Origin of the sequence: Allomuricauda sp. CP2A (genome assembly GCF_001683915.1) — a bacterium.
In the GTDB taxonomy this organism is placed as follows: domain Bacteria; phylum Bacteroidota; class Bacteroidia; order Flavobacteriales; family Flavobacteriaceae; genus Flagellimonas.
On the sequence record NZ_LXTT01000077.1, the window covers coordinates 21468 to 34308 of the forward strand.

At 44.8% G+C, this 12841-nt stretch carries 7 protein-coding genes; all 7 read left to right on the top strand.

Features of this window, described 5'->3' with window-relative positions; all coding sequences use genetic code 11:
* Window positions 1–76: 76 nt before the first annotated feature.
* The 7 genes from A7D14_RS09780 (at window position 77) to cyoE (ending at window position 12837) form a co-directional block, all read left to right on the top strand.
* Window positions 77–2371 (top strand): NADP-dependent malic enzyme, encoded by a 2295-nt coding sequence (locus A7D14_RS09780; RefSeq protein ID WP_067033604.1) that lies wholly within the window; start codon window positions 77–79, stop codon window positions 2369–2371.
* Window positions 2372–2402: 31 nt separating this feature from the next.
* Window positions 2403–2984: a Holliday junction branch migration protein RuvA gene (gene ruvA, locus A7D14_RS09785; protein WP_067033607.1), complete on the top strand. Its 582-nt coding sequence runs from the start codon at window positions 2403–2405 to the stop codon at window positions 2982–2984.
* A gap of 5 nt (window positions 2985–2989) precedes the next feature.
* A complete protein-coding gene (gene sprA / locus A7D14_RS09790) occupies window positions 2990–10132 on the top strand; it encodes a cell surface protein SprA (RefSeq protein ID WP_067033610.1) in 7143 nt (2380 codons plus the stop codon).
* Between the two features lie 103 nt (window positions 10133–10235).
* On the top strand, window positions 10236–10616 hold the full coding sequence (gene gcvH / locus A7D14_RS09795) for a glycine cleavage system protein GcvH (RefSeq protein WP_067033613.1): 381 nt from the start codon (window positions 10236–10238) through the stop codon (window positions 10614–10616).
* A gap of 49 nt (window positions 10617–10665) precedes the next feature.
* Window positions 10666–11016 (top strand): VanZ family protein, encoded by a 351-nt coding sequence (locus tag A7D14_RS09800; RefSeq protein ID WP_067033617.1) that lies wholly within the window; start codon window positions 10666–10668, stop codon window positions 11014–11016.
* A 52-nt stretch (window positions 11017–11068) separates the two neighbouring features.
* Window positions 11069–11773, top strand: coding sequence for an energy transducer TonB (locus tag A7D14_RS09805; protein WP_067033620.1), 705 nt, complete (start codon window positions 11069–11071; stop codon window positions 11771–11773).
* Window positions 11774–11937: 164 nt separating this feature from the next.
* Entirely contained in the window at window positions 11938–12837 is a 900-nt protein-coding gene (gene cyoE / locus A7D14_RS09810) for a heme o synthase (RefSeq protein ID WP_067033623.1), read from the top strand.
* The last annotated feature ends 4 nt before the right edge of the window (window positions 12838–12841 follow it).

The following is a 12841-nucleotide window of genomic DNA, read 5'->3' on the forward strand; positions in this document are numbered from 1 at the left end:
AATATCAAAATTGGTGTCTATGGTATTGCCTAAAAACCAATGAATCCCCTACCTTTACCCTTTCATTAACTACTATATGAGTAAGGAAAAACAAAGAAGGGAAGCGTTGCTTTATCACGCTAAGCCACAGCCAGGAAAGATAAAGATAGTACCGACCAAACCGTATTCCACGCAAAGAGACTTGGCATTGGCCTACTCTCCGGGGGTAGCCGAACCCTGTCTGGAGATTGCAAAGAACAAGGACGATGTCTATAAATACACGGCCAAAGGAAATATTGTGGCCATAATTTCAAATGGAACCGCAGTTTTGGGACTGGGCAACATTGGCCCAGAGGCTTCCAAGCCGGTCATGGAGGGAAAGAGCCTCTTGTTCAAGATTTTTGCGGATATCGATGGAATCGATATTGAACTGGATACGGAGGATGTTGAAAAATTCATCGAAACGGTCAAGACCATAGCGCCAACTTTTGGAGGAATCAATCTGGAGGACATCAAAGCCCCGGAAGCCTTCGAGATTGAACGCCGCCTGAAAGAGGAATTGGACATTCCCGTAATGCACGACGACCAACACGGAACGGCCATTATTTCCGCCGCCGCTTTGTTGAACGCTTTGGAATTGACCGATCAAAAGATTGAAGAAGTCAAGATCGTGGTCAGTGGAGCAGGTGCTGCCGCAGTTTCCTGTACCAAATTATACAAGGCCTTTGGGGCCAGGGCCGAAAATATTGTCATGTTGGATAGCAAAGGGGTTATCCGAAGTGACCGGGAAAACCTGAGTGGGGAAAAGAAAGAGTTCGCCACCGATAGGAAGATCGACACCTTGGAAGAGGCCATGAAAGATGCCGATGTGTTCATCGGGCTTTCCATTGCCGATATCGTGACGCCGAAAATGCTCAAATCCATGGCAGAGAACCCCATTGTGTTCGCCATGGCCAATCCAAACCCGGAAATCGACTACAATTTGGCCTGCAAGACCCGGAAAGATGTCATTATGGCCACAGGGCGTTCCGACCATCCCAACCAGGTGAACAATGTACTGGGTTTTCCCTTTATTTTTAGGGGAGCACTGGATGTAAGGGCCACCAAGATTAATGAGGAAATGAAAATGGCTGCTGTGAGGGCATTGGCCGACCTGACCCGGGAGTCTGTTCCCGAGCAGGTGAACATAGCCTACGATACCACCCGATTGGCCTTTGGAAAAGAGTATATCATCCCAAAACCATTCGACCCACGGTTGATCACCAAGATTCCACCTGCGGTGGCGAAGGCCGCCATGGAAAGTGGTGTGGCCAAATTTCCCATTCAGGATTGGGAAAAGTACGAGGAGGAACTCTACCAAAGATCGGGCAACGACAATAAAGTGGTTCGATTGATGCACAATAGGGCCAAGCTCAACCCAAAACGTATTGTTTTTGCAGAAGCTGAGTTGTTGGACGTGTTGAAAGCAGCTCAAATTGTGCATGACGAAGGCATTGCCATCCCCATACTCTTAGGGCATAAGGAAACCATTGAGAAATTAAAGGAAGAGCTTGACTTTGATGCCGAGGTGCCCATTATAGATCCCAGGGCGGATGAGACCAGCGAACTGCGGACCAAATACGCCTTAAAACTTTGGGAGACCAGAAAGCGGAAAGGAGAGACCAAATACAGTGCCCGCGTAAATATGGGCAAGCGAAACTATTTTGGGGCCATGATGCTTAAAGAAGGGGATGCCGATGGAATGATTTCTGGGTATTCAAGAGCATACCCAAGAGTATTACGACCTGTTTTTGAGGTTTTGGGCCGTGCCAAAGGGGTGAAAAATGCCTCCACGGTAAACATTATGATTACGGAAAGAGGTCCCCTCTTTTTGGCGGATACCTCCATCAATATTGATCCCAATGCAGAAGAACTGGCTGAAATAGCCCAAATGACCGCCAATGTGGCCAAAACCTTTGGTTTCAATCCAGTTATGGCCATGTTGTCCTATGCCAATTTTGGATCGTCCGGTCACCCACATGCCCAAAAGGTAAGGGAAGCCGTAAAGATCCTTCATGAGAAAAATCCCGAATTGGTTGTAGATGGTGAAATTCAGACTGATTTTGCATTGAGCCAGGAATTGTGCAACAACAATTTCCCGTTTTCAAAAATTTCTGGGAAGAAAGTAAACACATTGATTTTCCCTAATTTGGAATCGGCCAACATTACCTATAAATTGCTCAAAGGATTGCACGAAGCAGATTCCATAGGCCCCATTATGGTAGGTTTGCCCAGAGCGGCCCATATCATACAGCTGGGCGCCAGTGTGGATGAAATGGTGAACATGGTGGCCGTGGCGGTAATCGATGCCCAAGAACGGGAAAAACGAAGAAAGGCACGGATGGAATCCTAATTTGATATTAAAAGAAGCTTAGGCTAGAGTAATGATCAACCACCTAAGAGGAAAACTAGTAGAAAAGAATCCCACCTATGCCATTGTGGAATGCAATGGGGTGGGATACTTTCTTCATATTTCCCTGCATACCTTTTCCTTGTTGAAAGACGAGGAGAACATTCATTTGTACACCCATCTTTTGGTCAAGGAAGATTCGCATACCCTGTTCGGTTTTGCAGAGAAATCGGAACGGGAGATATTCAGGTTGCTGATTTCGGTTTCAGGGGTTGGCTCCAGCATTGCAAGGACCATGTTGTCCTCACTTTCGCCCACTGAAGTACGGGATGCCATTGCCAATGGCGATGTGCCTTCCATTCAGGCAATCAAGGGGATAGGGGCCAAGACGGCCCAGCGTGTAATCTTGGACCTGAAGGACAAGATTTTGAAAGTCTACGATATGGGAGAAGTTTCCCCTCAATCAAACAATACAAGTAAAGAAGAAGCGTTATCTGCTTTAGAGGTTCTTGGTTTCACCAGAAGACAATCTGAAAAGGCGGTTGACAAGGTGCTTTCGCAAGACCCTTCACTAAGCGTTGAGAACACTATAAAACTGGCGCTGAAAAATTTGTAACTAGTTTGAAAAGAGGGGCAAAACCAATACTTAAACCATCAAGTTTTAAGTACATTTTCTTGTTTGCTTGTTTCGTGACCGTGACCACCATGAGAGGGCAGGACACCAATGAGCAGGCTCAAGATTCTGTGCAAACGGGCGTAGCGCTTGGACGCTTGATATTGGAGAACCCCGATAGCATCATTTCCAAATATACCTACGACCCCGATACCGACCAATACATCTACACAGAGAGCATTGGCGATTTCGATGTGAGCTATCCACTTATCCTTACCCCGGAACAGTATTATGAGTTGGTGGAAAAGGAGCAGATGAAATCCTATTTCAAAGAAAAAATCGATGCCTTTACTGGCCGGAAGGAAGGTAGTGAAGAGGCCAGAAAGAACCTGTTGCCCAATTTTTATGTGAACAGCAACTTCTTTGAGTCCATTTTTGGCGGAAATACCATAGAAGTGATTCCCCAGGGTTCCGTGGCCATGGATTTGGGTGTTCTGTGGCAAAAAAATGATAATCCAGCGTTGTCACCTCGAAACCGAACCAATCTTTCGTTCGATTTTGACCAACGCATCAGCTTAAGTTTATTGGGAAAAGTGGGGGAGCGACTCCAAGTGACCGCCAATTATGATACGGAGGCCACGTTTGATTTCCAAAATTTGGTCAAGTTGGAGTACACACCTACTGAGGACGATATTCTTCGAAAAATAGAGGTCGGTAATGTGAACATGCCGTTGAACAGTTCCCTGATTACAGGGGCACAAAGTCTCTTTGGGGTAAAAACACAATTGCAATTTGGAAAAACCACGGTCACCGCCGTCTTTTCCGAGCAACGGTCCCAAAACAATACCGTTGTGGCCCAAGGCGGGGGAACCTTGAACGAGTTTGCGCTCACTGCATTGGACTATGATGAGGACAAACACTTTTTCTTGGCACACTACTTTAGGGACAATTATGATGATGCCTTACAAAACTACCCTTTTATCAGAAGTCAAATACAGATTACCCGATTGGAGGTTTGGGTGACCAACCGTAACCAACAGACCTTGAACGTGAGGAACGTGGTGGCCATCCAGGATTTGGGGGAAGCATTGTCGGATAAGACCCGAATAGGGAACAATAATGGAGATCCAGCAGGATTCTTTAACCCAACCGCAATTGCAACGGGACTTCCGCAAAATGCTGCCAACGATTATAACCCCAACCAGATTGGTTCTGGGGCATTGACCCCATCTATCCGGGATATTGCAACAGTGGAAGCCGGGTTCAATGTTCCGGGGTACCAAGTCAACCAAGGTTTTGATTATGCCATTTTGGAAAATGCCCGAAAACTGGAACAGGGACGTGATTACCAATTCGATTCCCAATTGGGGTATATTTCGCTGAATCAACGGTTGAGCAATGATGAGGTGTTGGGAGTTGCTTTCCAGTATACGTATAATGGAGAAGTCTACCAAGTTGGGGAGTTTGCCAATGGCGGCGTGGATGCCACTACGGTTTCTGGGGGTGTTAATCCCATTATTGAGAACAATACCTTGATCCTAAAATTATTGAAGAGTAACATCACCAATGTGGATGATCCCATTTGGGATTTGATGATGAAAAATATTTACTCTACTGGAGCATTTCAGTTGAGCGAAGAGGATTTTAAACTGAACATTCTCTATTCCGATCCCACGCCGAGGAACTATATTACGCCGGTAGATCCCAATGCAGGTTGGCCATCTGGGTTGGAGGACCGTATTTTGATCAATGTCTTCAACTTGGACCGCCTTAATGTCTACAATGATGTGCAACCCGGTGGTGATGGCTTCTTTGATTATGTGCCCGGCATTACCGTAGATCCACAATCCGGGCGAATTATCTTCACCAAGGTGGAACCTTTTGGGGAATATTTGTTCGATGAATTGGGTGGTGGAACCTATGATGTGGAGAACGATCAAGGCTATAATGTCAATCAGCAGCGCTATGTGTTCCGAAACATGTACGCCAAAACCAAGGCCGCTTCTTTGCAAGATGCCGAAAAGAATCGGTTCCAAATAAAAGGACGGTACAAATCCCAAGGAAACAACGGTATTCCAATTGGGGCCTTTAATGTGCCAAGAGGTTCAGTAAGGGTAACGGCGGGTGGCCGTCAACTTCAAGAGGGGATTGATTACACGGTGAACTATCAAGCGGGAACCGTGCAGATTTTGGACCCCAGTTTGCAAGCTTCCAATACGCCCATCAATATTTCGGTGGAAAACAATGCCGTTTTTGGGCAACAGACAAGAAGATTTACGGGAATCAATGTCGAACATAAGTTTAATGAGAATTTTGTGTTGGGTGGAACGCTTCTCAATCTGAATGAGCGACCCCTGACCCAAAAATCCAACTATGGGATAGAACCCGTGAACAATACCATTTTTGGTCTGAACGGAAACTTCAGTACCGAAATTCCGTTTTTGACCCGATTGGCCAACAAATTACCGAACATTGATACCGATGTTCCTTCCAACCTATCTTTGAGGGGTGAAGTGGCATTTTTAAAGCCCAACTCTCCCAAAAATGCCGATTTCCAAGGCGAAACCACAACCTATTTGGATGATTTTGAAGGCGCACAGGCTTTGATAGATATCCGCTCTTCCTTGGGATGGACCTTGGCGAGTCCACCCGTTGAGTTTTTGGAAGATCGAACGGATATTGACGTAGGTTACGAACGGGCAAAAATGGCGTGGTATACCATCGACCCCATTTTTTACACCAATCAAAGACCTTCGGGCTTATCGGATAATGATATTTCATTGAATTCCACCCGAAGGGTGTTCATTGATGAGGTGTTCACCGAGACGGATATCGCCCAAGGGCAGACCCAGGTGCAGAGCACTTTGGATATTGTGTATTATCCCAACCAAAAAGGGCCCTATAACGCCAACCCTAGTTTTGATGCGGAAACCCCAGACGATAAATGGGCAGGAATCATGCGTCCCCTCAGCAGCACCAATTTTGAACAGTCCAACGTGGAATTCGTGCAATTTTGGGTGCTTGATCCTTATGTGGACGGGCAGACCACGAATGCCAATGCCGGAGAGCTTGTATTCAATTTGGGTAACATTTCCGAAGACATTCTACGGGATGGTCGTAAGCAGTATGAAAACGGATTGCCGGCGAGTACCAACACTGAAGTGCCAAGACCTACCATTTGGGGACAGGTTCCCTCTACCCAATCCTTGGTATATGCCTTTGATGCCGATGAGGCCAATAGGACTTTACAGGATGTAGGTTTGGATGGTTTGGACGATGCTGCCGAGCAATCTATTTATAATGGTCCGGCAGAAGACCCTGCTTTGGATAACTACCAATATTATTTGAATAGGGAGGGCAGCATTTTGCAGCGGTATTCGAATTTCAACAACACGGATGGAAACTCGCCCGTTGCCGTGACCAACACCAACCGGGGATCTACCACCTTGCCCGATGTAGAGGATATTGACCGGGATTTGACGATGAACACGGTAAACAGTTATTATGAGTATCGTATCCAGATCAAGCCCAATACCACCATTGATGATAAGTATGTGACGGATATCCGTGAAGGGCAGACCCCCTCATTGCCCAATGGGACCCAACTCAACCGAAGATGGATCCAGTATAAAATTCCGTTAAGTGATTTTACCGATGCAGTGGGTGGCATAACCGATTTCAGGTCCATCAGCTTTATGAGGATGTACCTCACCGGATTCTCGGATGATGTGGTACTGCGATTTGCCACTTTGGATTTGGTTCGGGGCGATTGGCGTACCTATGCCAGATCACTCCAGCCCGATGTGGACAATGATCCTTCGGATGATGGTACCGTAACCGATGTGAATACGGTGAACATTGAAGAGAATTTTGGAAGACAGCCCATACCCTATGTGTTGCCTCCGGGTGTGGTTCGGGAGCAGTTGAACAACAATAACACCATTATCCGCCAGAATGAACAATCCTTGTCCTTTGTGGTGGACAACTTGGAATCTGAGGATTCCCGTGGAGTCTTTAAAAATGTGAACATTGACGTGCGCCAGTATGAACGGATTAAGATGTTCATGCACGCAGAAAAAATTATGAATGGGGATTATTCGGATGATGATACCCCTTTGGTCGGTTTTCTTCGGATAGGGACGGATTTTTCGGAAAACTTCTATCAGATAGAATTGCCGTTACAGTTTACACCTTTCAATGTGACCTCGGCGGATCAGATTTGGCCGGATGTCAACCAAATCGATATTGCTTTGGATGACCTAAACAAAGTAAAATCAAGAGGTATTGCCGAACAGACCCTGAATCAAATCAACTACTACGAAATAGTGGATGGCGAAGTGATTCCCGTTGATGAATTTGCACCAAGGACTTTGGGCAGGATCCGAATTGGAATACGGGGTAACCCTTCCTTGGGAAGTATCCGGGGAATGATGGTGGGGATCAAGAACATTGACGACTTGCCCGCCCGAGGGGAAGTATGGTTCAACGAACTTCGGTTGGCCGGATTGGACAACAACGGGGGATGGGCAGCCATTGCAGCCATGGATGCCAACATGGCCGACTTTGCCAATGTTTCGGCAACTGGAAGCAAGAGCACCTCGGGGTTTGGTTCCATAGACCAAATGCCCAATGAGCGATCTAGGGAGGATGCCGTTTCCTATGATGTGGTCACCAATGTCAACGTAGGACAATTGTTTCCGAAGAAATGGAACCTTCAGTTGCCGTTCAACTACGGAATTTCTGAAACCTTGATCACACCCGAATTTGATCCTGTCTACGATGACCTCAAATTGGAAGATCTTGTAGCCGCAGCGAATACTCCTGAAGAAGCTGAAGAAACAAGGAAAAGGGCAGAGGATTATACCAAGCGTACCAGTATCAACTTAATTGGAGTACGAAAAAATAGAGGGGAGGAAGCTGAAGCCAACTTCTTTGACGTTGAAAACTTTACGTTCAATTACTCCTATAATGAGACCAATCACAGGGATTTTGAAGTTGCGGACCTCCGTGATCAGAATGTGAACACCGGATTTGTCTATAACCATAATTTTAAACCTGCACCCGTTGCGCCTTTTGCCAAGAAGGATTCACTTTTTATGAGCAAATATTGGAAATGGCTGAAGGATTTGAATTTTAATGCGCTGCCCACAAGCCTGTCCCTAAATGCAAACTATATCCGTTCTTTCAATCAACAAAGATTTCGCTCGGTTACAAATGACAATAATGCAGATTTGTTGGAATTGCCTTTGTTGCAACAACGCAATTATCTGTTCAATTGGCAGTATACCTTAAATTATAGTCTCAGTAAATCCCTTCGTTTGAATTTGACGGCGTCCAACAACAATATCGTTCGTAATTATTTTAATGTGGATGATAACCCCGATTCAGGTATCAACGAAGCATTGGATTTATGGGATGGTTTCTTTGATATTGGGGAGCCCAACAGACATGCCCAACAAATGCAGTTGAACTACGAATTGCCGTTCAGTAAGTTTCCGTTCTTGGATTTCATCAATGCCCAATACACCTATACCAGTAATTTTGATTGGCAACGCGGTGGTGATGCCTTGGCAGAAGTGGTTCAAGAGGCGCTTAACGATCCCAATGCCCAAATCAATACCGTGCAAAATGCCAGTACCCACAATTTGACCGCCAATTTGAGCATGCAACGCTTTTACGATTTCTTGGGATTGAAGAAGCGGGATGGCAAGGTCACCGCAACCCAAGCCGCAGTGCGTAGGGATAAAGCGGGCAATCCGGCAAGCGATACGGATGAAAACGCACCCAAAAAGACCAGCAAGGGCTTCAACACCTTGGTAGATGTTCTGACCATGGTGAAACGGGTGAATGTGAATTATAGTGAAAATCGAGGTAAAGTACTCCCGGGATATACCCAATCCATCGGGTTTATCGGAACAGCCCGTCCAAGCTTGGGATTTGTCTTTGGAAGTCAGGCTGATGTACGTTACGAAGCAGCCCGAAACGGTTGGTTGACCACTTTTCCGGAGTTCAATTCGCAATTTATGCAGAATTCAACCAAACAACTGAACATAACAGCCACGGCCCAACCCACTCAGGATATCACCATAGACTTAACGGCAGACCGTCAATTGACCAATAGCTATCAAGAAAACTTTAGGGTGAATGATTTGGGTGGAGGCCAATTGGAGTATGAGACCTTGTTGGGCAATACCTTTGGAAATTTTAGTATTTCCACCTTGATGATCGGAACAGTGTTCAATAAGAGTGATGAGTTTGATTCCGAAACTTTTGAAACCTTCAAACAAAACAGGATCACCATTGCCAATAGATTGGTTTCCGATAGGGGAGAGAGCCCGGGCACCTTGGATGAAGATGGCTTTCCCGAGCGTTATGGAAAAACCCAACAAGAGGTGCTGCTTCCAGCGTTCTTTGCCGCGTACACCGGTCAGGATGTGAATCGGGTAAACTTAGATGCCTTCAGGCAAATTCCCATCCCCAATTGGAACATCAAATACACGGGATTGATGAAGAACAAGTGGTTCAGAAAAAAATTCAAGCGTTTTTCACTGAGCCATGGATATAGAGCAGCCTATAGCATCAACTCCTTCCAGACGAATTTGGAAAAACGGAATACCACCACAGATCCCGAAACAGGGGATGTATTACCGGATAACATCATCAATAATGTGGTATTGACGGACCAGTTCAATCCATTGATGCGTGTGGATTTTGAAATGACCAACTCCTTTAGCTTCTTGGCTGAGGTTCGTACCGATAGGACCCTATCCCTCAGTTTTGATAACAACCTACTCACTGAGATCAATGGTAAGGAATATACACTCGGATTGGGGTACCGCTTCAAGGATGTAAAATTTGTGACCAATATTGGTGGGGAAAAAACTAGATTGAAGGGAGATTTGAACTTAAAGGCCGATCTATCCCTACGGGATAATATCACCATTATACGAAATCTGGATATTGACAACAACCAGATTACATCGGGCCAAAAACTGATGTCCGTCAAGTTTACTGCAGATTATGCCCTGAGCAAAAGCTTGAACGCACTTTTCTTCTACGACCACTCCTTTTCCAAATTTGCGGTCTCCACAGCATTTCCCCAAACCACTATCAATACGGGGTTCACTATACGGTACAACTTCGGAAACTAGTTAAGAAGGGATTTGATTTTTCCCTGATTTAATTGAAAGGTTTGTTTGAATACAACCCGCAATCCGTTACATTTGTCCATCGACGAATTACAAATTTTGACAAATGAACATACCAGCTGAACTTAAGTACACAAAGGACCATGAGTGGGTCAAGATAGATGGCGATATTGCCACAGTAGGAATCACGGATTTTGCCCAGGGAGAGTTGGGTGACATTGTTTATGTAGAGGTGGAAACTTTGGATGAGACCTTGGATAAAGAAGAGGTTTTTGGAACCGTGGAGGCCGTTAAGACCGTTTCCGATCTTTTTTTGCCCCTCAGTGGAGAAATTATCGAGTTCAATGAATCTTTGGAAGATGAACCGGAAAAGGTGAATACCGACCCTTATGGCGAAGGCTGGATGATCAAGATAAAAATGAGCGATGCTTCGGAGGTGGACGATTTAATGAGCGATGAGGATTACAAGGCATTGATAGGTGCTTAAAAAAAATAGTTATACCTTATTATTTATAGGCTGGGTGTTGCTCATAACAATGCTCAGCTTATTTTCTTTTTCCGAGGTGGATTTGGATACCGGAAAACTGGATATTCCCTACGCCGATAAAATGACCCATTTTGTATTTTATACAGTCTTTGCGTTTTTGGGATGTTTTTTTGTAAGGGAACGCACCCGGGGCAATCTGAAAATGGGAAAGACAACTATTTATGTTTTGTTGGGGGCAATTGTCTATGGCATACTTATTGAGGTTTTACAGTATACCATGACCGTTGATCGCATGGCGGAACTGGGCGATGTTTTTGCAAATATTTTGGGAGCATTTGTAGGAATTGGCCTTATTCGATGGCTTTTTTCCAAGGAAAGGCCGTTAAAATGGAAATTTTAATTGCTTATTTAGCGAATTAATAATTAAATTAGCGAACACTAAATTCAAAAAGATGGAACTAAAAAAGAATCCAAAAGCAGATGTAGGAAGAAACAGTTCGCTCTATTTTGTTGTAGGGCTGGCTGCTGTTTTGGCATTGGTGTATGGAGCCATGGAATGGAAAAAATATGACAAGGCAAATGATTATGACATTGCCCTGAACGTTGAGGACCAATTGGACGAAGAAGTGCCAATGACCGAACAAATAAAGACTCCACCGCCACCACCGCCACCTGCTGCGCCTGAGGTAATTGAGGTTGTTGAAGATGAAGAAGAAGTTGAGGAAACCGTAATCGAGTCTACCGAAACCAGCCAAGAAGAAGAGGTTGTTGAAATTGAAGAAGTGGTAGTTGAAGAGGTAGAAGAAGATATTTCAGTTCCATTTGCTGTTATTGAGGATGTACCCGTTTTCCCTGGTTGCGAAGGAGCCAGCGACAAGAAAGCATGTTTCCAGGAAATGATGCAGAAGCACATTCGTAAAAACTTCCAATATCCAGAAATTGCCCAAGAAATGGGCGTTCAAGGTAGGGTGAACGTAATTTTTGTCATCCAAAAAGATGGAAGCATCGGAAACATTAGAATGCGTGGACCAGACAAGAACTTGGAAGCCGAGGCAATGCGTATCATCAAAAAATTGCCTAAAATGACTCCCGGAAAACAAAGAGGTAGAGCTGTAAAAGTACCTTTCAGTATTCCAATTACATTTAAGCTTCAGTAATAAAATACCCAATATTCCTGTCGAGGCGGGAATAGAGAAAGCCCTGATGGAAACGTCAGGGCTTTTTTTCTAGACCAAGGTTTTTCATAACTGTCATAAAACCTTGTATTTGGTTGGAAAAGATACAAGCTGGCGTTATCTTTGCCAGCCAATTATGTTTGTGGATGAAATCTGCCGTAGGTTCCGTTAAAAATACTTCCCTTTCCTTGATTTTTTCCGATTTCAAGGAGATTACAAAGGCCAAGCTGGCAGTCAGTGTTGTTTTTTCATCCATAGCCGGATATTTTCTGGGCGCCTATCAAATTAATGCTGTATCCTTATTGTTGTTGACGTTTGGCGGATATTGTATGGTTGGAGCCTCCAATGCCTTTAATCAAATTATTGAAAAGGACTTGGACGCCTTGATGAACCGCACCAAAAATCGCCCCATTCCTTCAGGCCGTATGTCTGTGAAAACAGCATTGACCATTGCCATAATTTTAACCGTCCTTGGTGTGGTGGCCTTATTTGCCTTGAGTCCAAAGACCGCTATGTTCGGGGCAATTTCCATATTTCTGTATACCAGTGTATACACGCCATTGAAGACGAAAACCCCTTTGGCGGTTTTTGTGGGTGCTTTCCCCGGGGCCATTCCTTTTATGTTGGGATGGGTGGCCGCCACGGATGACTTTGGTATTGAACCCGGAACCCTTTTTATGATTCAGTTTTTTTGGCAATTCCCTCATTTTTGGGCTTTGGGCTGGATGCTGGACGAGGATTACAAGAAGGCAGGTTTTAAAATGTTGCCCACTGGAAAAAAAGATAAAGGCACCATCATGCAGATCATATTGTACACCATTTGGATGATCGTTATCTCCATTATGCCGGTCTTTGGCATTACGGGAAGGTTGAGCCTGTCCGTCACAGCGGCCATATTGGTGTTGTTGGCCGGGCTGGTGATGCTCTTTTTTGCTTTTAGACTATATGAGAAACGGGACAATAGCACCGCAAGACGGTTGATGTTGGCCAGTGTCACCTATATATCATTGATTCAAATAATTTACGTAGTAGATAAATTTATTTAATTGA

What these genes read in the sequence shown, in the direction of transcription:
- A7D14_RS09780 (WP_067033604.1), top strand. Translation starts at nt 77, where the DNA reads ATGAGTAAGGAAAAACAAAGAAGGGAAGCGTTGCTTTATCACGCTAAG.
- ruvA (WP_067033607.1), top strand. Translation starts at nt 2,403, where the DNA reads ATGATCAACCACCTAAGAGGAAAACTAGTAGAAAAGAATCCCACCTAT.
- gcvH (WP_067033613.1), top strand. Translation starts at nt 10,236, where the DNA reads ATGAACATACCAGCTGAACTTAAGTACACAAAGGACCATGAGTGGGTC.
- A7D14_RS09800 (WP_067033617.1), top strand. Translation starts at nt 10,666, where the DNA reads ATGCTCAGCTTATTTTCTTTTTCCGAGGTGGATTTGGATACCGGAAAA.
- A7D14_RS09805 (WP_067033620.1), top strand. Translation starts at nt 11,069, where the DNA reads ATGGAACTAAAAAAGAATCCAAAAGCAGATGTAGGAAGAAACAGTTCG.
- cyoE (WP_067033623.1), top strand. Translation starts at nt 11,938, where the DNA reads ATGAAATCTGCCGTAGGTTCCGTTAAAAATACTTCCCTTTCCTTGATT.